Genomic DNA, 20,710 nt, shown 5'->3' with positions numbered 1-20,710 from the left:
GGCGACGACCGAGGACCCGGGAGGACCAGCGGTGGGCAGCACCCGCGCCGCCGGCGCCGCACCGGCCGCCCGCCCCGCGGGCGCGCCGGTGCTCTCGGTGGCCGGCCTGACCTGCGCGATCGGCGGCGCGGTGATCGTCTCCGACGTCGGCTTCGACGTGGCGCGCGGCGAGTTCGTCGCCGTCATCGGCCCCAACGGGGCGGGCAAGACCTCGCTGTTCAACCTGCTGTCGGGCCTGCTCCCGGCCACGGGCGGGACGGTGACCCTCGACGGCACCGACATCACCGGTGCCAGCCCGGCCGCCCGGGCCCGCCGCGGCCTGGGGCGCACCTTCCAGTCCTCGTCGGTGTTCGCCGGCCTCGGCGTCCGGGAGAACGTGCGGCTGGCCGCGCAGGCCCGCCTCGGCGGCAGCCTGCGGCCCTGGCAGCGGGTGCGCGGCAGCGACGAGGCGTACGGGGTGGCCGAGCGGGCGCTGACCCGGGTGGGTCTCGCCCGGCGCGGCGACGCGCTGGCCGGCGCCCTCTCGCACGGCGACAAGCGCAAGCTCGAGCTGGCGATCCTGCTGGCCACCGACCCCGCGGTCGTCCTCCTCGACGAGCCGATGGCCGGGGTGAGCACCGAGGAGGTGGCCGGCCTGACGCAGGTGATCGCCGACGTGCACCGCGAGGAGGGCCGGACCGTCCTCATGGTCGAGCACCACATGGACGTCCTGCTGGGTCTCGCCGACCGGGTCGCGGTCATGCACCACGGGGCGCTGCTGGCGCTGGGCACCCCGGCGCAGGTGACCGGCGACCCCGCCGTCCAGGAGGCCTACCTGGGGGACCAGCTGTGAGCGCCGAGCGCCCCGTGCTGCTGCGGATGTCGGACGTGCACGTCCGCCTCTCGGGCAGCCACGTCCTGCAGGGGGTGGACCTCACCGTCCGCCGCGGCGGGGTCACCGCCCTGCTGGGCCGCAACGGCGCCGGCAAGACGACGACGGTCAAGTCGGTGCTCGGCCTGGTGCCCTCCACCGGCACGGTCGAGCTGACCGACGCCGGCGGCCGCGTGCACCGGCTGTCGGGCCGGCGCACCCACGAGGTCGTGCGGCTGGGCATCGGCTACGCGCCCGAGGACCGCGAGGTCTTCGGCGGGCTGACCGTGGCGGAGAACCTGACGCTGGCCGAGCGGCGCGACTCCGCCCACCACCACGACCGCGTCTACGAGCTCTTCCCCGAGCTGAAGACCCGCAGCCGGCAGCTGGCCGGGACCCTCTCGGGTGGCCAGCAGCAGATGGTCGCCATCGCCCGGCTGCTGCTCAACGACAACCAGCTGCTGCTGGTCGACGAGCCGACCAAGGGCCTGGCGCCGCTGCTGGTGGCCGAGGTCGCCGAGGTGCTGGCCCGCGCGGCCGAGGAGGTGACGGTGCTGCTCGTCGAGCAGAACCTGTCCGTGGTGCGGCGGATGGCCGCCGACGCCGTCGTGGTCGACCAGGGGCGGGTGGCCTGGTCCGGCCCGGCGCCCGACCTGCTGGCCGACGCCGACCGCGCCCGCGAGCTGCTCGGCGTGGCCTCCAGCGGAGGGAGACGCGCATGAGCACCCTCGTGCTGCTGACGGTGACCGGCCTCGGACTGGCGGCGCTGTACTTCCTCGTCGCCTCCGGCCTCTCGCTGATCTTCGGACTGATGGGCGTGCTGAACTTCGCCCACGGCGCCTTCCTCACCATCGGCGCCTACGGCACCTGGTGGGCCGCGGAGAACCTGCCCGGCGCCGGCGCGAGCGGCTGGGGCTTCGTGCTCGCCGTCGCCTTCGGCGTCGCGGTGGGCACCCTGGTCGCCGCGCTGGTCGAGCTGGCGCTCATCCGCCCGCTCTACGAGCGGCACATCGAGCAGGTCCTGGTCACCGTCGGGCTGAGCCTGGCGATGGTCGCGCTCGTGCGGGCGATCTGGGGCGCCGACCCCCGGCCGTTCCCCGCGCCGGACTGGGCCAAGGACACGACGTCGCTGCTGGGCGCGAACGTGCCCAACGACCGGTTCCTGCTGGTCGGCAGCGCCGTGGTGGTGCTCCTGGCGGTGCTGGCGTTCCTGCGGTTCACCCGCTTCGGCCTGGTCATCCGGGCCGGGGTGGAGAACCGGTCGATGGTCACCGCGCTCGGCATCGACGTCCGGCGGGCGTTCACGCTGGTGTTCGCGATCGGCGGGGCCTTCGCCGCGCTGGCCGGCGCGCTGGGCGGGGTCTACCTCGGGTCGATCTCGCCGGGGCAGGGCACGTCCCTGCTGATCTTCGCCTTCATCGTCGTCGTCATCGGCGGGATGAGCTCGATCACCGGCGCGGCCGTCGCCGCCGTGCTGGTCGGGCTGGTGCAGCAGTTCGCCAACTACTACGCGGCCAGCGGGGTGGGTGACCTGTCGGTCGTCCTGCTGCTCGCCGTCGTCCTGTTGACGCGCCCCGGTGGGCTGACGGCGAGGGTGGCATGAGCCGGAACCTGACGCGGCTGGCGCCGCTGGCCGTCCTCGTCGTCCTGGCGGTGCTGCCGTACTCCACGCTGCAGATCCCCGGCCTGTTCGACGGCGTCCTCAACAGCCCCGGCACCCTGCAGCTGCTGGCGCTGTGCCTGGTGTTCGGCGGGGTCGCGCTCTCCTACGACCTGCTGTTCGGCTTCACCGGGCTGCTGTCCTTCGGGCACGCGCTCTACTTCGCGGCCGGCACCTACGTGGCGAACCTGGCGCTCACCGAGCTCGGCTGGGGCCTGGGCGCGGCGCTGGCCCTGACCACCGCCGTCGGCATCGCGCTGCCGCTGCTGGTCGGCGGGGTGGCGCTGCGGGTCTCCGGGATCGCCTTCTCGATGGTCACGCTGGCCACCGCGCAGGTCGGGTCGATCGTCGTCCTGCGCGACCCCGGCGGCCTGACCGGCGGCGAGGAGGGGCTGGCGCTGGACCGCGGCAACGTCCCCGACGTCTTCGTCGGCGTGCTCAACACGGTGAACGTGTACTGGCTGGCGCTGGCCTACCTCGCCGTCGTCTACGCCGTCGTCGCCTGGGTGACCGGGTCGCGGGCCGGGCGGGTGTGGCAGGCGATCCGGGAGAACGAGCGCCGCGTCGAGGTGCTGGGCCTGCGGCCCTACGACTTCAAGCTGGTCGTCTTCGTGCTCGCCGGGCTGCTGGCCGCGCTCGGCGGCGTGGTGCACCTGCTGCTGCTCGGCGGCTCCACGCCCCGCACCACCACCGCCGACTTCACCCTGGGCCTGCTGGTCATGGTCGTGCTCGGTGGGGCCGGCAGCCGGTGGGGCGCCGTGCTGGGCGGGGTGCTCTACACCTACCTCGACAGCCGGCTCACCGACCTGGCCTCCTCGCCGGCCGTGCAGGACCTGCCCGCGTGGCTGCGGGTGCCGCTGTCGGAGCCGCTGTTCCTGCTGGGCAGCCTCTTCGTGCTGGTCGTCTTCTTCGTCCCGGGCGGCATCGCCGGGGTGGTGGCGCGGCTGCGCGAGCGGCGGTCCGGCCGCCGGCCGGGGGACGGCGGCCTCCCGCCGGGACGCGTCGTCGAGCAGCTGCGGGAGCAGGTCGGCGCGGGCTACGGCGGCGCACCTCGCGACGGCGTCTGACGACGGCCGGGGACGCCGGCCGCTGCCACCTACGCGGGGTCGCCGTCCGCCTACGCACCGTCCGCCACCCCCGGGAGGTCGGAGCACCGGCGCGCCGCCGGCGCCGCGCACCTGTCGGCGGCACCGGGTCTGCGCCACCGTCTGGGAGATGCGCGGGACACCCGGGAGGCACGCGGCACCCGACGGGCCGGGGCAGGTCAGCCGGCGCGGTGTGCTGGTCGGTTCGGGACTGCTCGCCGGTGGGGCCGCGGCAGGCGTGCTCACGCCGGGGCCGGCCCGTGCCGAGCCGGCCCCGGGCGCGGCCGGCGGGGCGGAGGTGCCCGCGGTGCAGGTCCGGGCCGGGGACCCGCGCTACCCCGCCCTGACGACGGGCTTCAACCAGCGCTTCTCCGGCACACCGGCGTACGTGGCCGTCGTCACCACGCCCGAGCAGTGCCTCGCCGCCGTCCGCGAGGCGGTGACCGCGGGCCGGCGGGTCACCGTGCGCGGCGGAGGCCACTGCTACGAGGGCTTCGTCTCCGACAACCCCGGCGGGGTGGTCGTCGACGTCTCCGGGATGCGGGCGGTCACCCAGGACCCCGACGGCGGTGTCGCGCTGCAGGGCGGCTGCACCAACTGGGACGTCTACGAGCTGCTCTACAAGAGCTACGGGGTCACCCTGCCGGGGGGCTCCTGCTACTCCGTGGGGCTCGGCGGCCACGTGGTCGGCGGTGGCTACGGACTGCTGTCGCGGGAGTTCGGCCTGACCGTCGACCACCTCGGCGCGGTGGACGTCGTCGTCGTGGACGCCGACCGCGGCGTCCGCAGCGTGACGGCCCGCAGGGGGGATCCCGACACGGGGGACCTGTTCTGGGCGCACACCGGCGGGGGCGGGGGCACGTTCGGCGTGGTCACCGCCTACCACTTCACCGACCTGCCCGTGCCTCCGCCCGTGGTGCAGCTGGCCACCACCACCTGGCAGTGGAGCGCGCTGGACCCGACGGCCTTCGCGACCCTGCTCGGCAACCACGGCCGCTACCTGGCCGCCAACAGCGCGCCGGACAGCCCGGCGCGCACCCTCTTCGCGCTGCTCAAGCTGACGCACGTGTCGGCCGGCGCGGTCACGATGACCACCCAGGTCTCGGGGGACGACCCGGCGGTCCTCGACGGCTTCCTCGCCGCACTGGACGACGGGATGCCGGCGGCGGCCCGGCCCACGACCACCGTGCGCGTCCTGCCGTGGGTGGCGGCGACGCAGACCCTCAACGGCAGCGGCCCCAACCAGCGGGGCAAGTACAAGTCGGCCTACCTGAAGGTGCCGTTCCCGGACGGGCAGGTCGCCGCGATCCGGGCGGCCCTGACCGACCCCGGGTACGACAACCCCCAGGCGCTGCTGCAGGTGGACACCTACGGATGCCGCGTCAACGCCGTCGCCCCGGACGCGACGGCCGTCGCCCAGCGCTCGTCGATCATGAAGCTGCAGTACCAGACGTACTGGACCGACCCGGCCGAGGACGACGTCCACCTGTCGTGGATCCGGCGGTTCTACCGGTCCGTGTACGCCGACACCGGCGGTGAACCGGTCCCCGGCGACGTCACCGACGGCTGCTACGTCAACTACCCCGACGTCGACCTGCGGGACTGGCCCACCCTGTACTTCAAGGACAACTACCCGCGCCTGCAGGCGGTCAAGGCCCGCTGGGACCCCACGGACCAGTTCCGCCACGCCCAGTCGGTCCGCCTCCCCGGCCGCTGAGACGGCGCCCGTCAGCCGGGCCGGGTCCGGCCGAGCAGGTCGTCGCAGACGTCGACCAGGCGGGCGCGCAGCCCGGCGCCCCGTCGCGCGAACCCCCGCTGGGCGGCCACGTACTCCGCCCTGCCCTCCGCCGTCTCGATCGGCACCGGCGCGTAGCCGCGGTCGCGCAGGTCGTAGGGCGAGGCGCGCATGTCCAGCTCGCGCACCTCGACGGCGAGCGAGAAGCAGTCGGCGACCAGCTCGCCGGGGACGGCCGGGGAGAGCTTGTAGGCCCACTTGTAGAGGTCCATCGTCGCGTGCAGGCAGCCCGGCTGCTCCAGGGCGAGCTGCGTCTCCCGCGTCGGCCGCAGCCGGTTGAGCCCCACCGCGTCCGGGGTGAAGAACCGGAACGCGTCGTGGTGGGTGCACCGGATCTGCGCGGCCTCGACGACGGCGTCGGTGCCCTCCTGCCCCAGCCGCAGCGGGACGGCGTGCCGGCGCTCCCGGGCGCGGTAGACCATCGCCCACTCGTGCAGGCCGAAGCAGCCGGTGGCCGCCGGCCGCGACGCGGTGGCCGCCAGCAGGTCGCGGACGAAGCGCACGGTGTCCCCGCGCTCGGCCAGGTACGCGGCGACGTCGAGGCCCACCGTCCCGTCGTCGCCCGTGGCGTACCAGCGCCACCCGGTGTGCGGCGCCGGACCGGTGGGGGACGGCGCCAGGCCGACGCCCGGCCCCGGGTGCCAGCGGCGCAGCCGGCTCGGCGTCTCGGAGTAGTAGGTGAACAGGAAGTCGAGCACCGGGTGGCTCTCGCCGCGACGCCGGCGCTCGCGGTGCGGTGCCGTCCACCGCTCGACCCGGGCGTCGTGGGCCGCCGCGCGCGCCGTCCACACCTCCGCGGGCAGCAGCGTCAGGACGGCGGGCACCGGACCAGGGTAGGAGCCGGCCGGCCCGGGCGACGTGCGGTCACGGCGCACCACAGGGCCGGACTGCACCGCAGGCGCACAGCACCGGGCAGCCGGGGACCCGGACGAGGCGTCAGCCGCCGTGGACGGCGGTCAGCCGGTGCAGCCGCAGCGCCAGCTGCACCTCCAGAGCACGCTCGGGGGCCGACCAGTCGCGGCCGAGCAGCCGGCCCACCCGGTCCAGCCGCTGGGTCACCGTGTTGACGTGCACGTTGAGCACCTCGGCGGCCCGGGCGGGGGAGCCGCCGGTGTCGAACCAGGCCCGCAGCGTCGCGACCAGGTCGGTCCCGCGGCGGGCGTCGTACTCGAGCACCGGCCCCAGCGTCGCGGCCACGAACCCCGGCACGTCGCGCCCCTCGCCCACCAGCAGGCCGACGAACCCCAGCTCGCCGGCGCCGGCCGACTGCCCGGCCCGGCCCAGCGCCTCCAGCGTCGAGGCGCACCGCCCGGCCTCCGCGCACGCGCCGGCCACCGCGGCCGGTCCGTGCACCGGACCCGCGCCGCCGGCGGTCACCGGCCGACCCACCGCGGCCGTCAGCTCGCGGCACACCAGCGCGGCGGCGGCGCCGGCGTCCAGGTCGGGCAGGCACAGGACGACGCGGCCGTCGCGCTGACCGGCCAGGCCCGCGCGGGTGGCGGCCAGGTGGGTGGCGGCGGCCAGCGCCCGGCCGCGGGAGCGCTCCTCGACCCGGACGACCACCACCGACAGCGGCCGGTCGAGGTCGGCGCCGAGCCGGCGGGCCCGCTCGCGCAGCCCGTCGGCGTCGCGCAGCGGCGCGGTGAGCAGCTCGTCGAGCAGCTCACCGCGCACGCGGCCCTCCGCCTCGCTGGCGGTGCGCCGGATGAGCAGCAGCAGCGCGGTCACCAGGGCCGCGCGCTCGAGGATCCGCTGGTCGGAGTCGGCCAGGTCGTCGGCGCGCTGCAGCACCAGGCCACCGAGCAGGTCGCTGCCGACGGTCACCGCGGCGGTCCACCACTCGCCGTCGCGCACGGTGCGGCCGGTCGCGCGGGCCATCGCCAGCGCCCCGGCCGGGTCGGGCGGGAGCGCCGTCGCGGCGTCCCCGCCGCCGGTCGGGCGGCCCTCCTCGTCGAGCACGGTGATCCGCCCGCCGAGCGCCTCGGTCACCGCCGCGGCGACGTCCTCGACGCCCCCGCCGCGCAGGACGACGTCGATGAAGCGGTCGTGCGCGCCCGCGGCCCGCTCCACCGACTCGGTGTGCGCCCGCAGCTCCCGGGTGGCGGCCGAGAGCTCCTCCAGCGCGGTGCGGGTCTCCTCCAGCAGCCGGGCGTTGTCGATGGCGATCGCCGCGTGCGCGGCCAGCGAGCCGAGCAGCGCCACCTCGGAGCGGTCGAAGGTCCGCTCGGTGCGGTCGGCGGCGTAGAGGACGCCGATGACCTGCGACCCGCGGATCAGCGGCACGCCGAGGATCGCGACCAGGCCCTCCTCGCGCACGCCGCCGTTGATCTCGTCGGTGTGGTGGAAGCGGGCGTCGGTGAAGTAGCTCGCCGTCGCGTACGGCGCCGCCGTCTGGGCGACCAGCCCGCCGAGGCCCTCGCCCATCGGCAGCCGCAGCGCCTGGAAGCGCGCCGACACCGAGCCGTCGGTGACCCGCATGTAGGTGTCGCCGTGGGCGTCGTCGTTGAGCGTCAGGTAGGAGACGTCGGTACCCAGCAGCTGGCGGGCGCGGCGGACGATCGCGGTGAGCACCGAGTCGACGCCGCGCAGCGCGGCGAGGTCGCTGGCGGTGTCGAACAGGGCGGAGAGCTCGGACTCCCGCCGCCGGCGAGCGGCGAAGGCGGCGCGCACCTGCAGCGCCAGGAGCCGCAGGTCCTCCAGCTCGGCCAGCGTGCCGGCGTCGGCCCCCGCGGCCCGGGCGCGCACCAGCGGCCCCTCGTACTCGATGGCCGCGGCGTCGTCGAGGACCAGCCGCAGGTACTCGGCGGCCGCGACGGTCACCCGCGGCGCGCCCCCTCCGTCGGCGGGCAGGGCTGCGGTGCGGGCCACGACCGGCATCCTGCCCGGTGCCGGCCCCCGGTAGGGCCCGGCCGCGGGCCGGCGGGCGGGCAGGCGGTCCTCCATCAGTGGGCGGTCCACCCGCCGTCCATCACCAGGGAGGTGCCCGTGACCGAGGTGGCGGCCGGCGAGCACAGCCAGGCGACGGCGTCGGCGACCTCGGCCGGCTCGATCAGCCGCTTGAGCGCCGCCGGCGCGAGCATCACCTGCTCGACGACCGCCTCCTCGGAGATCCCGTGGCTGCGCGCCTGGTCGGCGATCTGCCCCTCCACCAGCGGCGTGCGCACGTAGGCCGGGTTGACGCAGTTGGAGGTGACCCCGTGCGGCGCGCCCTCGAGCGCGACCACCTTGGACAGGCCCTCCAGCCCGTGCTTGGCGGTGACGTAGGCGACCTTGTAGGCCGACGCCCGCAGCCCGTGCACCGAGCTGACGTTGACCACCCGGCCCCAGCCGCGGCCGTACATGTGCGGCAGCGCGCGGCGGACCAGCCGGAACGGCGCCTCGACCATCAGCCGCTGGATCGTCGAGAACACCTCGACGGGGAACTCGTGCACCGGCGACACGTGCTGGAAGCCGGCGTTGTTCACCAGCACGTCGACGTCGACGTCGAGCCGGTCGACGGCGGCGAGGTCGGAGAGGTCGGCGGTGACCGGCGTGCCCCCGACGGTCCTGGCCACCTCCTCGGCCGCCGCGCCGTCCCGGTCGACCACCACCACCTCGGCGCCGGCCTCGGCCAGCCGGGCGGCGACCGCCCGGCCGATCCCGGACCCGCCACCGGTCACCATCGCCCGCCGCCCCTGGAGGTCCTCCGCGCTCATGGCGGGGACGGTAGGCGGTGTCGGCGACCGCCGTCACGGCGGACCAGCACACACCTGGCGGCGCCTACGTGGTGTCACGCCACATGGCTGCCTATTGCCCGCGCGGTCGGCCGGTCGGTGGGTCGAGCCCCACGGCCATGGGCCGAGCACACATGAGCCGGGTCACAGGACTGGGTCCGAGCACATGGGCGCGGTCCCGGATCGTCCGTAACGTCACCCGGCGACCGGACTCCCTCCGTCCCTCAGGAGACCCGCATGACCGCACCCTCCCAGGTGCCCGAGCGAGGGCGCTTCGGCCGCGTCGTCGGCGCGAGCATCATCGGCACCACCGTCGAGTGGTACGACTTCTTCCTCTACGGCTCGGCCGCCGCGCTCGTCTTCGGCCCACTGTTCTTCCCCGAGCAGGACGACTTCGTGGGCGTGCTCGCCGCCTTCGCCACCTACGCCATCGGCTTCGCCGCCCGCCCGATCGGGGGTCTGGTCTTCGGCCACTTCGGCGACCGGATCGGTCGCAAGAAGCTGCTGGTGATCTCGCTGCTCATGATGGGCGGCGCCACGTTCGCCATCGGCCTGCTGCCCACGTACGGCACCGTCGGCGTCCTGGCGCCGGTGCTGCTCATCGCCCTGCGGCTGGTGCAGGGCTTCGCTCTCGGTGGGGAGTGGGGTGGCGCGGTGCTCATCGTCTCCGAGCACGGGAAGCCCGAGCACCGCGGCTTCTGGGCCTCCTGGCCGCAGGCCGGCGCGCCCGCGGGCCAGCTGCTCTCCACCGGCGTCCTCGCCGTGCTGGCCGCCTTCCAGTCCGACGAGGCGTTCGCCAGCTGGGGCTGGCGGATCCCGTTCCTGCTCTCGGCGGTGCTCATCCTGGTCGGCCTCTGGGTGCGCCTGGCGGTCAGCGAGTCGCCCGTCTTCCTCGAGGCCCAGCGTGCTGCCGCGGCCCGGGCCGCCGAGACGGGAGAGGTCGAGAAGGCGCCCATCGTCACCGTGCTCACCCGCTACAAGCGCGAGGTCCTGGTGGCCATGGGCGCCCGCATCGCGGAGAACGTGTCGTACTACGTCATCACCGCGTTCAGCCTGACCTACCTCACGCGGGTGCTCGGTCTGGAGACCTCGTTCGCCCTCAACGCCGTGCTGATCGCCGCCGCCGTCCACCTGGTGACGATCCCGCTGTGGGGCGCGCTGTCCGACCGCATCGGCCGCCGGCCGGTCTACCTGTTCGGCGCCCTGGGTGTCGGCGTGTGGGGGTTCGCCTTCTTCGCCCTGCTGGACAGCGGCAGCTTCGTGCTCGTGGTCGTGGCGATCACCGTGGGGCTGCTCTTCCACGGCGCCATGTACGGCCCGCAGGCGGCGTTCCTCTCCGAGCTGTTCGGGACCAAGGCGCGCTACTCCGGCGTGTCGGTCGGTTACCAGCTGGCCTCGGTGGTCGCCGGTGCCCCGGCGCCGCTGATCGCGGTCGCCCTGCTCGGCAGCTTCACCGACCCCAACCCGATGCGCGTGTCGCTGTACCTCGCGGCCTGTGCGGTCGTCACGTTGGTCGCGGTCCTCTCCTACGGCGAGACCCGCACCCGTGACCTCGCCGAGGACAAGGCGATCGTGACGAAGGGGACCCGGTCGGCCGCCGTCTGAGCCCGGACCCCTCCCGGTGCGAGGACCCCCTGCCGGGTCGCCTCCCGGCCCCGGGACGCCGTGGAGGAGGCCACTCACCGGACACGGGCGGCAGACACCAGGAGGGCTCACCACGGGCCCCCCGTGACACGCGTCACGGGGGGCCCGTGCACGTGCGGCCCCAGGTCGTGAGAGACGGCACCTGTGCCGGGCCGGGACCGGCGGGAGCGTGGGACGTGCCCGGACGACAGCGGCCGACCCCCGGCCGCCGGGCACCCCGAGGAGGCCCCGCAGTGCACCTGACCGCCGCACCCCCCGCCCCGTCCCCGGTGCGCGCCCTGCCGCAGGCGCCCGCCGTCGAGGTCACCGACCTGCGGCGCCGGTACGGCTCGTTCGAGGCCGTCCGCGGCATCTCCTTCGAGGTCCGGCCCGGCGAGGTGTTCGCGCTGCTGGGCGTGAACGGCGCCGGCAAGACCTCCGCCCTCGAGGTGGTCGAGGGCCTGGTTCCCGCGTCCGGCGGCACGGTGCGCGTCCTCGGCCACGACCCGCGCACCGAGCGCCCGGCCGTCCGCCCGCACCTCGGCGTGCTCCTGCAGTCCAGCGGGCTGCCCGGGGACCTCACCGTCGCCGAGACCGTGCGGACCTGGGCACGCACCCTGACCGCGCCCCGCCCGGTCGAGGAGGCCCTGGCGCAGGTGGACCTGACCGGCCGCGCCGGCGTCCGGGTGCGCAGCCTCTCCGGCGGCGAGCGCCGCCGGCTGGACCTGGCGCTGGCGCTGCTCGGCCGCCCCCGGGTGCTCGTCCTGGACGAGCCCACCACCGGCCTGGACCCGGAGAGCCGGCGCACCGTCTGGGAGCTGGTCGGCGGCCTGGTGGACGACGGCGCCGCGGTCGTGCTCACCACGCACCACCTCGAGGAGGCCGAGCAGCTGGCCGACCGCATCGCCATCATGCGCGCCGGGCAGGTGGTGGTCGCCGGCACCCGCGAGGAGATCGCCGAGACCCAGCCGGCCACCATCCGCTTCGTCCTCGACCCCGGCGCCCCGCGGCCGCCGGTGCCCGCGGGGGTCGAGGTGGTCAGCCCCGGTCCGCGGGTCGAGTGGCACACCCGCACCCTGCAGCCGGTGCTGGGCGAGCTGCTGGCCTGGGCCGCCCGCTCCGGGGTGCTGCTGCGGGGCCTGCAGGCCCGCGCCGCCTCGCTCGAGCAGGCCTTCCTCGCCGTCGCCGACGGCGCCGACCCCTACTGACCCGCAGATCCCGAGAGGAACCCCGATGACCACCGCCACCGCCACCGTCGTCCCGGCACCCCCTGCCGGGCCCTCCCGCCTCCGCCGCGTCGGCGCCCTCGCCGCCGCCGAGACCCTCCTGCTGCTGCGCAACCGGACCGCCGTCGTGAACTCGGTCCTCTCGCCGCTGCTGCTCGTGGCGTTCGTCCCGGTCCTCAGCCCCGGCGACGCGCCGCTGGGCCAGACCCTGCTGGTCTCCGCGGCCGCGTTCACGCTGGTGTTCCTCACCTACTACAACCTGGTCACCACCTACGTCGCCCGGCGCGAGGCCCTGGTCCTGCAGCGGATGCGCACCGGCGAGCTCGGGGACGGCGAGGTGCTCGCCGCCACCGCCGTCCCCACGCTGCTGGTCACGGCCGTCCAGCTCGTCCTGGTGACGGCCGGCGTCGTCGTCCTCGGCGAGTGGCGCGCGCCGGTCGACCCCGTCCTGCCGGTGCTTGCGGTGCTGCTCGGCGCGGTGCTCATGGTCGTGCTGGCCACCCTGAGCAGCGTCTACACCCGGACGCCGGAGTCCGCGCAGGTGACGACGCTGCCGGTCGTCCTCGGGGCGACGGCGCTGTCGGGCCTGTTCTTCCCGCTGACCGCGCTGCCCGAGGCGCTGGCCGCCGCCGCCCGGTTGCTGCCGCTCACGCCGGTGGTCGAGCTGGTGCAGTTGGGCCTGTCCGGGCGCACCTGGGACGGCGAGGTCGTCGCGGGCGCCGACCTGTGGTGGGCCGCGCTCACCCCGCTCGCCGTCGCGGCCGCCTGGGTCGTCCTCGCCGGGCTGGCGAGCCGGCGGTGGTTCCGCTGGGCCCCGAAGCGCTGAGGCGGGGGCGCTGACGCGGCCTGCGGACGACGGTCGGTACGGCAGCATGGGGGCCGTGCCGACCGTCGCGCGCTGGTGGAGCAGCCGCACCGACCCGCAGCGCATCGACCTCTACACCCGCTCCTCGTACTACACGACGCTGGTGTTCCTGCCGGCGCTCCTGCTGTTCGCGGTGGTGCCCGACTGGGCCCCGACCTCCCCGTGGGCGGCGCTGCTGCTGGCCGCCGGCGCACTGGTCACGACGGTGGCCTGCCTCCTCCTCACCCGGCGGGGCTTCCAGGACCGCGACCACGACCGCGGCACCCGCCCCGACCGGCCGTCGCTGGCGGTCGCGGTCGTCGCCGGGCTGGTCACCGTCGCCGCCGCCCTGATGGCGACGGCGGAGGGCCCGGCGCCGTCGGCACCCTGGGTGGTGGCCCTGCTGGGCGCGGCGGTCCTCCTGGCGCTGTCGGTGACGGTGCCCACCCGGCCGCTGATGGCAGGGGCGGCTGCCGCCGGCGTCCTCGCCGGCGTCGTCGCGCTGATCGACGGCAGCCCCCCGGTCGCAGCCGTGGTGGTGGCCGCCTCCATCGGGGTCGCCCTCGCCGCCTTCGTGGCGGCGTTCCGCTTCAGCGTCTGGATCCTCGACGTCGTCCTGGAGATGGAGCGCACCCGCGGCGTGCAGGCCCAGCTCGCCGTCGCCGAGGAACGGCTGCGCTTCGCCCGCGACCTGCACGACGTCATGGGCCGCAACCTGTCGGTGATCGCGGTGAAGAGCCAGCTGGCCGCCGAGCTGGTGCGCCGGGGGAGGGACGGCGCGGTCGAGGAGCTGGTCGACATCAGCCGGGTCGCCGAGGAGTCGCTGCGGGAGGTGCGCGACGTCGTCCGCGGCTACCGGGGCAGCGACCTCCCCGGCGAGCTGGCCGGGGCGCGGTCGGTGCTGCGCGCCGCCGGCGTGGAGGTGACCGTCCGGGGCGAGGACGCGGCCGTGACCCTGCCCGGGCCGGTGCAGACGGCGCTGGGCTGGGTGGTGCGCGAGTCGGTGACCAACGTGCTGCGGCACAGCCGCGCGACCTCGTGCACGGTGGAGCTGTCCGCGACCGGCGGCACGGCGGAGCTGCGGGTGGTCAACGACGGCGTCGCCCCGGCCGCGGAGGGCTGGGGCAGCGGCCTCACCGGCCTGGCCGAGCGCCTGACCGCCACCGGCGGGCGGCTGGTGGCGGGCCCGGACGGCGACCGCTTCGTGCTGACGGCCACCGTCCCGGTCGGGGTGCGCGTGTGATCCGGGTGCTGCTCGCCGACGACGAGAACCTCATCCGGTCCGCGCTGGCCGCGCTGCTCGCGCTGGAGGACGACCTCGAGGTCGTGGCCCAGGCCGCCTCCGGGGGCGAGGCGCTGGCCATGGCGCGGGCGCACACGCCCGACGTCGCGGTCCTGGACCTGCAGATGCCCGACCGGGACGGCATCTCCGTCGCCGGCGAGCTGGCGGCCGTGCTGCCCGGCTGCGCGGTCGTCATCGTCACCGGGCACGGCCGGGCCGGGCACCTCAAGCGTGCGCTGGCGGCCGGTGTGCGCGGTTTCCTGCCCAAGACGGTCAGCGCGCCGGTGCTCACCGACGTCGTCCGCACCGTCGCCCGCGGCGGGCGCTACGTCGACCCCGAGCTGGCCGCCGAGGCGATCAGTGCCGGCGACAGCCCGCTCACACCGCGCGAGGCCGACGTCCTGGAGCTGGCGGCGGGCGGCGCCCCGGTGGAGGAGATCGCCGCCCGCGCCCACCTGTCGCCGGGTACGGTGCGCAACCACCTGTCCTCGGCCGCCGGCAAGCTCGGCGCGGCCAACCGGCACGCCGCCGTGGAGGTCGCCCGCCGCCACGGGTGGATCTGAAGGAGGACCTTCCTGCGGCCCGCTAGCCGGCCTCGTTGCCGCCGCGGATGGGGAGGTCGTCGCGCTGGGCCTCGTCGTCGGTGGTCAGCGTGACCGTGTCCTTCTCGCCACCGTCCCCGCGGTCGTGGCCCGGCGTGCCGTCGACCAGGTCGCCGTCCGGGTCGGAGGTGGCGGGGGAGTCGTTGTAACCGCTGTTCTCGGGCTCGGTCATGCCAGGTCCTCTCAGGTGCTGTCGGGGGTCGCGCGCTCGGCGATCGCGGCGTCGGTGTCGGCCTTGGCCGGCAGGTCGTCACCCGAGGCGGCGTCCCGCTCGATCGCCTCGTCGGCGGTGAGGGGGACCTCGTCGAAGCCCGTGCCGGTGCTGCTGTCGTCGCCGCTGCCCGACGCGGTGGGGACGTCCTGCTGGATCCGGTCGCTGCCCTGGGGGTCGGTCACGGGAGCCTCCTGTGCGACGGCGCTGTCCCCGGGGCCATGCCCTCCGCGGGGCCCCCGAAACGGCCGGCGGCCGCCGTGCAGAGCTGTCGGCCCTCGATCAGAAGGCGGCCTCGGGGACCTCCATGAGGGCGTTGTCGGTGGCCCCCACGATCGCCCGCTCACCGGCCAGGCGCGGCAGCACCTGGGTGGTGAAGAAGCGGGTGGCGGCGAGCTTGCCCTCGTAGAAGTGCCGGTCCCGCTCGCCCACCTCGCCGGCCAGCGCGGCCAGCGCGACCTCGGACTGGCGGACCAGCAGCCACGCGGTGACCAGGTCGCCGACGGCCAGCAGCAGCCGGGAGGTGTTCTGGCCGACCTTGTAGAGGCTGGTCGCGTCCTGCTGGGCGGCGGTCAGGTGCCCGAACATCGCGGTGAGCATCGCCTGGACCTCGCCGAGGGCGGTGGCCAGGTGCGCCCGCTCCTCCTTGAGCCGGCCGTTGCCGGCCTCGGCCTCGATCGTGGCCTGGATCTGCGTGGCCAGCCAGGTCAGCGCGACGCCGCCGTCCCTGACGACCTTGCGGAAGAAGAAGTCCTGGCCCTGGATCGCCGTCGTCCCCTCGTAGAGGGTGTCGATCTTGGAGTCGCGGATGTACTGCTCGATCGGGTGGTCCTGCAGGTAGCCCGAGCCGCCGAGGGTCTGCAGCGACTCGGCGGTGAGCAGCTGGGTGGCCCGCTCCGAGCCGAAGCCCTTGACCACCGGCAGCAGCAGGTCGTTGACCCGGGCGGCCAGGCGGGCCTCCTCGCTGTCGGCGGTGCCGGCGGCCTCGGCCTCGGTCACCCGGTCGCGGAACGTCGCGGCGTAGAGGTACAGCGCCCGCATGCCCTCGGCGTAGGCCTTCTGCAGCATCAGCGAGCGGCGGACGTCGGGGTGGTGGGTGATGGTCACCCGCGGCGCGTCCTTCGACGTCGCGGTGAGGTCGGCGCCCTGCACCCGCTCCTTGGCGTACGCCAGCGCCTGCAGGTAGCCGGCCGACAGGGTGGCGATCGCCTTGGTGCCCACGAACATGCGGGCGTGCTCGATGACCTCGAACATCTGCGCGATGCCGTCGTGCACCTCGCCGACCAGCCAGCCCGTGGCCGGCACCGGGCCGTCGCCGAAGGTGAGCTCGCAGGTCGTGGAGACCTTGAGGCCCATCTTCCGCTCGACGTTGGTCACGTGGACGCCGTTGCGCTCGCCGAGCGCGCCGGTCTCCAGGTCGACGTGGAACTTGGGGACGACGAACAGCGACAGGCCCTTGGTGCCCGGCCCCGCGCCCTCGGGACGGGCCAGCACCAGGTGGACGATGTTGTCCGACAGGTCGTGCTCGGCCGAGGTGATGAACCGCTTGACGCCGGTGATGTGCCAGGAGCCGTCCTCCTGCCGCACGGCCCTGGTGCGGCCGGCGCCGACGTCGGACCCGGCGTCGGGCTCGGTGAGCACCATGGTCGCGCCCCACTTGTGCTCCAGCATGAGCGCGGCCAGGCGCTTCTGGTCGGGGGTGCCCAGCTCGTCGAGGATCGCGGCGAACGCGGCCCACGAGCCGTACATGAAGACCGCGGGGTTGGCCCCGAGGACCATCTCGAAGGCGGCCCAGGTCAGCGCGTGCGGGGCGCCGAAGCCGCCGAGGTGCTCGGGCAGGTCGAGGCGGAACCACTCGCCGTCCTCGATGGCCCGCACCGACTCCTTGAAGCTCTCGGGGAGCGTCACCGAGTGCGTGGCCGGGTCGAACACCGGCGGGTTGCGGTCGGCGTCGGTGAAGGACGCGGCGATCGGCCCCTCGGCCAGCCGGCGGACCTCGGCGAGCACGCCGCGGGCCGTCTCGGCGTCCATCTGCTCGAACGGGCCGGTGCCGAACCGGTCCTTGGTGTCGAGGAACTCGAACAGGTTGAACTCGAGGTCCCGCAGGTTCGCGGTGTAGTGGCTCATGCGGTGGGGCTCCCGTGCTCCGTGCCGGTGGGGCGGCGAGGTCGTACTCGCCGGTAACAAAACGTATTACCGACCGGTAACCAGGGCAACCACCGCCGCCCCGGCGGGGGGGGTACCCCGGTCCCCTCCCCCGGAGGGGGCGGTGGACCTCAACCGCCGTCCCGGCCGTGCCGATCACCTGCCCGTGACCCGACGTGCCACCGCCCTCGCCACCGCTGCCCTCACGACCGTGCTGGCGGCCTGCGGCACCACCGCTCCCGACGCCGCCGGGACCTCCGCCGCGCCCTCGGCCCCGACGGCCGAGGACGGCGCCACCCTCGTCATCGGTTCGGTCAGCGACGACCCCGAGGAGGAGGCGGAGGTCTTCCAGCCCTTCATCGACCACGTCGCGGAGCAGCTGGCCGACGCCGGTGTCGGCCGCGGCGAGGTCGTGGTGGCCGAGTCGGCCGAGGAGATGGCCGAGCTGCTGCGCTCGGGTGAGGTGGACCTCTACGTCGACAACATGTACGGCGTCACCGGCGTCGTCCTCGGCGGTGCCGGCACCCCCGTGCTGCGGCGGTGGAAGGACGGCGAGCCGACCTACCACAGCGTCGTCGTCGCCCGGCGGGACAGCGGGATCACCGCTCCCGAGCAGCTGCTCGGACACACGGTCGCCTTCGAGGAGGAGACCTCCACCGACGGCTGGTTCCTGCCCTCCAGCACCCTGCGCGGGCTGGGCCTCTCGCTCACCCAGGTGGCCGAGCCGGTGTCCCCCGTCGCGCCCGACGAGGTCGGCTACGTCTACTCCGGCGACGACGAGAACACCGTCTTCCTCGTCCTCGACGGCCGGGTGGCGGCCGGCGCCCTGAGCGAGGAGGACCTCGCCGAGAACGCCGGCTCGCGGGCCGACGAGCTGGTCACGGTGGCCCGGTCCATCGAGGTCCCCCGGCACGGGGTCGTCGCCCGGGTCGGCCTCGATCCCGAGCTGCTGCAGGCGGTGACCGGCGTGCTCGCGGCGCTGGACGAGACCGCCGGGGGGCGCGAGGTGCTCGAGGAGTTCGACAGCACCGCCCAGTTCGACGCGCTCACCCCGGAGGACCTCGCGCCGGTCCTGCAGTTGCGTGAGGCGCTGGACGATGCGCGCCCCTGACCGCGGTGCGGCCCGGTGGTCCCGGGCCGCCCTCGGGCGACTGGGCCTGCGCACCCGCTTCGCCCTCACCGTCGCCGCCGTCGTCGTCCCCTTCGGGGTCGCGACGACCCAGCTGGCGATCCAGCAGCAGGTCGCGGCGCTGCAGGCCCACGCCGAGGAGAACGCCCTCGGGGTGCTGAGCCTGCTGGACTCCGGCGTCACCAACCTGGTGGTGGCGGGGGACGTCTCCGGTCTGCACGACGTGCTCGGGGACGTGCGCCGGCACGAGGGTGTCGCCGACGCCTACGTGCTGGACGGGGACGGCGTCCTGCTCGCCGACGGCACCCCCGACGAGGACCGGCGGTTCTCCGCCGTGCCGCTGCACGACGAGGTCGCCGCGGCCCTGGAGGACTCCGGCGGACGGCCCGTGGTCCTGGAGAACGCCGACCACCTCGACACCGCCCTGCCGCTGATGCTGGGCGACGACCGCATCGGCACCGTCGTGGTCGACTACAGCCTCGCCGAGGTGCAGGCCGAGGTCACGGCCGCCCGCCGCACCGGCGTCCTCGTGGGTCTGCTGTTCACGGTGCTGGCCGTGCTCGCCGTCAGCCTGATGGCCGGCCGCATCACCCGGGCCCTGGTCCGGCTCACCGACGCCGCGCGGGTGGCCGCCGAGGACCACCTGCCGCGCGTGCTGACCGCGGTCCGGCAGGGCCGGGTGGTGACCGCCGACCTGCTGCCCGAGCCGGTCGAGGTGGGGGACGGCCGGGAGGCGCGCGGGCTCGCCGACGCCCTCAACGCCTACCGCCTGGTGGTCACGGGCATGGCCGGCGACCTGGCCCGCCTCCTGCGGGAGACCGACGCCCGCTTCGCCAGCGCCTTCGACGGCTCACCCGTCGGCATGGCGATCCTCGACCCGGCCGACCACCGTCCCGTCGCGGTCAACGACGCGCTGTGCCGGTTGCTCGGCCGGACGCGCGAGGACCTGTCCGCCGCGCCGCTGACCGACCTGGTGCACGGCGAGGACCGGCCCGCCCACGACGCCCGGATGACCGGGCTGCTGGAGGGTGGCGGCCCGGGGGTGCCGGTGGAGATCCGCTACGTCCGGGGCGACGGCGAGGTGCTGTGGACGATGGCCAGCATCGCCCTGCACCGGGACGAGGACGGCACCGTCCAGGCGGTGTTCGTGCAGCTGGTCGACGCCTCCGCCCGCAAGCGCGCCGAGGGCGACCTCCTGCGGCTGGCCTACCACGACCCGCTCACCGGGCTGCCCAACCGCACGTACCTGCTGGAGACCCTCGACCGCGCGCTCGGGCGCGCCCGCCGCACCGACACCCCGATGGCCGCCCTGCTGCTGGACGTCGACCACTTCAAGGTGGTGAACGACAGCCTCGGGCACGACGCCGGCGACGTCCTCCTCCGCGAGGTCGCCACCCGGCTGCGCACCGCGGTCCGTGAGGGGGACACCGTCTCCCGCTTCGGGGGTGACGAGTTCGTGGTGGTCGCCGAGCCGGAGTGCGACGACGAGGGCGCCCTGGCGCTGGCCCGGCGCATCGAGGAGGCCCTCGCCGCGCCGGTCGTCGTCGACGGCCGTGCGGTGCACGTCTCGGCGAGCATCGGCGTCGCCGTGTCCCGTGGTGAGCGGGACTCCCGCGGCCTGCTGCGCGACGCCGACACGGCGGCGTACTGGGCCAAGGCCCGGGGGCGGGCCCGCTCCGAGCTCTTCGACGAGGAGCTCCGCCGCCGCGCCGACGCCCGGCTGGAGACCGAGCAGGACCTGCGCCAGGCCCTGGACCGCGACGAGCTGTCGCCGTACTACCAGCCGGTCGTCTCGACGGTGACCGGCGAGGTGCTCGGCTTCGAGGCGCTGGCGCGCTGGGAGCACCCCACGCGCGGCCTGCTCTCCCCGGCTGCCTTCCTCGAGGTCGCGCTGGAGACCGGTCTCGTGGTCGCGCTGGGCCGGCGCGTGCTCGAGCGGGCCTGCCGGGACCTCGCCGCGTGGGACGCCGCCCGTGACCCCGCCGAGCTCGCGGCCGGCGCGCCCCTGCCGTGGGTGTCGGTGAACATCGACGCCCAGCAGCTCCACCTCGACGGTTTCGCCGACGACGTCGCCCGGGTCCTGGCCGAGACGGGGACCTCGCCGGACCGGATCCGGCTCGAGCTGACCGAGAACGCCTTCCTCGACCTGACCTCGGTCGAGGCGGCCCGGCGGTTGCGGGCCATCGGGGTCCGGCTGGCCGTGGACGACTTCGGCACCGGCTACTCCTCCCTGCAGTACCTGCGCCGGCTGCCGGTCGACGTGCTCAAGATCGACCGCTCGTTCCTCGAGGACCTCCCTGTGGACCCGCAGGCGGCAGCCGTCGTCGAGGCCATCGTCCAGCTCTCCCACACGATGCGGCTCACGGTCGTGGCGGAGGGCGTCGAGACCACCGAGCAGCTGGCCCACCTGGGTGCGATGGGGTGCGACGCCTCGCAGGGCTACCTCATCGCCCGTCCGATGCCCGCCACGGCGGTCCCGGGCTTCCTCGGGCGGGTCCCGGTCCGTTCCGCTCCGGTGCTGGCCACGGTCGCCGGCTGACCGGCC

Annotated in this window: 18 protein-coding genes; 12 read left to right on the top strand and 6 right to left on the bottom strand. The window is 75.3% G+C overall.

Annotated features, from left to right (window positions below):
- The first annotated feature begins 31 nt into the window (after positions 1-31).
- The 5 genes from JOD57_RS10820 (at position 32) to JOD57_RS10800 (ending at position 5,312) form a co-directional block, all read left to right on the top strand.
- On the top strand, positions 32-832 hold the full coding sequence (locus JOD57_RS10820; protein ID WP_204692031.1) for an ABC transporter ATP-binding protein: 801 nt from the start codon (positions 32-34) through the stop codon (positions 830-832).
- On the top strand, positions 829-1,572 hold the full coding sequence (locus JOD57_RS10815; protein WP_204692030.1) for an ABC transporter ATP-binding protein: 744 nt from the start codon (positions 829-831) through the stop codon (positions 1,570-1,572). The genes JOD57_RS10820 and JOD57_RS10815 overlap by 4 nt, the downstream gene beginning before the upstream one ends.
- Positions 1,569-2,453 carry a branched-chain amino acid ABC transporter permease gene (locus JOD57_RS10810; RefSeq protein ID WP_204692029.1) on the top strand — a complete coding sequence of 295 codons (885 nt, stop codon included), beginning with the start codon at positions 1,569-1,571 and terminating at the stop codon, positions 2,451-2,453. Before JOD57_RS10815 ends, JOD57_RS10810 begins: the two co-directional genes overlap by 4 nt.
- Positions 2,450-3,577 carry a branched-chain amino acid ABC transporter permease gene (locus JOD57_RS10805; RefSeq protein ID WP_204692028.1) on the top strand — a complete coding sequence of 376 codons (1,128 nt, stop codon included), beginning with the start codon at positions 2,450-2,452 and terminating at the stop codon, positions 3,575-3,577. Before JOD57_RS10810 ends, JOD57_RS10805 begins: the two co-directional genes overlap by 4 nt.
- Before the next feature lie 148 nt (positions 3,578-3,725).
- A complete protein-coding gene (locus JOD57_RS10800; RefSeq protein WP_204692027.1) occupies positions 3,726-5,312 on the top strand; it encodes an FAD-binding oxidoreductase in 1,587 nt (528 codons plus the stop codon).
- An 11-nt stretch (positions 5,313-5,323) separates the two neighbouring features.
- On the opposite strand, the gene JOD57_RS10795 is transcribed toward JOD57_RS10800, so the two are convergent.
- The 3 genes from JOD57_RS10795 to JOD57_RS10785 all read right to left on the bottom strand — a co-directional run bounded on the left by JOD57_RS10795 (position 5,324) and on the right by JOD57_RS10785 (position 9,085).
- Positions 5,324-6,214: a 3-methyladenine DNA glycosylase gene (locus tag JOD57_RS10795; RefSeq protein WP_307824608.1), complete on the bottom strand. Its 891-nt coding sequence runs from the start codon at positions 6,212-6,214 to the stop codon at positions 5,324-5,326.
- 112 nt (positions 6,215-6,326) lie between these two features.
- Positions 6,327-8,348, bottom strand: a complete 2,022-nt coding sequence (locus JOD57_RS10790) for a helix-turn-helix domain-containing protein (protein WP_307824607.1) — start codon at positions 8,346-8,348, stop codon at positions 6,327-6,329.
- Positions 8,333-9,085 (bottom strand): 3-hydroxybutyrate dehydrogenase, encoded by a 753-nt coding sequence (locus JOD57_RS10785; protein ID WP_204692026.1) that lies wholly within the window; start codon positions 9,083-9,085, stop codon positions 8,333-8,335. The genes JOD57_RS10790 and JOD57_RS10785 overlap by 16 nt, the downstream gene beginning before the upstream one ends.
- 255 nt (positions 9,086-9,340) lie before the next feature.
- On the opposite strand from JOD57_RS10785, the gene JOD57_RS10780 reads away from it, so the two are divergent.
- The 5 genes from JOD57_RS10780 (at position 9,341) to JOD57_RS10760 (ending at position 14,641) form a co-directional block, all read left to right on the top strand.
- Positions 9,341-10,708: an MFS transporter gene (locus JOD57_RS10780; RefSeq protein ID WP_204692025.1), complete on the top strand. Its 1,368-nt coding sequence runs from the start codon at positions 9,341-9,343 to the stop codon at positions 10,706-10,708.
- A gap of 272 nt (positions 10,709-10,980) precedes the next feature.
- On the top strand, positions 10,981-11,934 hold the full coding sequence (locus JOD57_RS10775; protein ID WP_204692024.1) for an ABC transporter ATP-binding protein: 954 nt from the start codon (positions 10,981-10,983) through the stop codon (positions 11,932-11,934).
- Positions 11,935-11,959: 25 nt separating this feature from the next.
- Positions 11,960-12,778 carry an ABC transporter permease gene (locus tag JOD57_RS10770; RefSeq protein ID WP_204692023.1) on the top strand — a complete coding sequence of 273 codons (819 nt, stop codon included), beginning with the start codon at positions 11,960-11,962 and terminating at the stop codon, positions 12,776-12,778.
- 55 nt (positions 12,779-12,833) lie between these two features.
- The gene (locus JOD57_RS26830) at positions 12,834-14,039 is read left to right on the top strand and encodes a sensor histidine kinase (RefSeq protein WP_204692022.1); all 1,206 of its coding nucleotides are present in this window, start codon (positions 12,834-12,836) and stop codon (positions 14,037-14,039) included.
- On the top strand, positions 14,036-14,641 hold the full coding sequence (locus tag JOD57_RS10760) for a response regulator transcription factor (protein WP_204692021.1): 606 nt from the start codon (positions 14,036-14,038) through the stop codon (positions 14,639-14,641). The genes JOD57_RS26830 and JOD57_RS10760 overlap by 4 nt, the downstream gene beginning before the upstream one ends.
- A gap of 22 nt (positions 14,642-14,663) precedes the next feature.
- On the opposite strand, the gene JOD57_RS10755 is transcribed toward JOD57_RS10760, so the two are convergent.
- From JOD57_RS10755 to JOD57_RS10745, 3 genes are all read right to left on the bottom strand, one after another.
- Positions 14,664-14,852, bottom strand: a complete 189-nt coding sequence (locus tag JOD57_RS10755; protein WP_204692020.1) for a hypothetical protein — start codon at positions 14,850-14,852, stop codon at positions 14,664-14,666.
- Between the two features lie 11 nt (positions 14,853-14,863).
- Positions 14,864-15,076: a hypothetical protein gene (locus JOD57_RS10750; protein ID WP_204692019.1), complete on the bottom strand. Its 213-nt coding sequence runs from the start codon at positions 15,074-15,076 to the stop codon at positions 14,864-14,866.
- A gap of 97 nt (positions 15,077-15,173) precedes the next feature.
- Entirely contained in the window at positions 15,174-17,018 is a 1,845-nt protein-coding gene (locus JOD57_RS10745; protein ID WP_204692018.1) for an acyl-CoA dehydrogenase, read from the bottom strand.
- A 184-nt stretch (positions 17,019-17,202) separates the two neighbouring features.
- Here JOD57_RS10745 and JOD57_RS10740 point away from each other — a divergent pair, with 184 nt between their 5' ends.
- Together JOD57_RS10740 and JOD57_RS10735 are read left to right on the top strand one after the other, a co-directional pair.
- Positions 17,203-18,147, top strand: a complete 945-nt coding sequence (locus tag JOD57_RS10740; protein WP_204692017.1) for a phosphate/phosphite/phosphonate ABC transporter substrate-binding protein — start codon at positions 17,203-17,205, stop codon at positions 18,145-18,147.
- Positions 18,134-20,704: an EAL domain-containing protein gene (locus JOD57_RS10735; RefSeq protein WP_204692016.1), complete on the top strand. Its 2,571-nt coding sequence runs from the start codon at positions 18,134-18,136 to the stop codon at positions 20,702-20,704. The genes JOD57_RS10740 and JOD57_RS10735 overlap by 14 nt, the downstream gene beginning before the upstream one ends.
- Positions 20,705-20,710: the final 6 nt, after the last annotated feature.

The organism is Geodermatophilus bullaregiensis, assembly GCF_016907675.1.
GTDB classification, from domain to species: domain Bacteria; phylum Actinomycetota; class Actinomycetes; order Mycobacteriales; family Geodermatophilaceae; genus Geodermatophilus; species Geodermatophilus bullaregiensis.
This window is presented reverse-complemented; position numbering and strand designations above follow the sequence as displayed.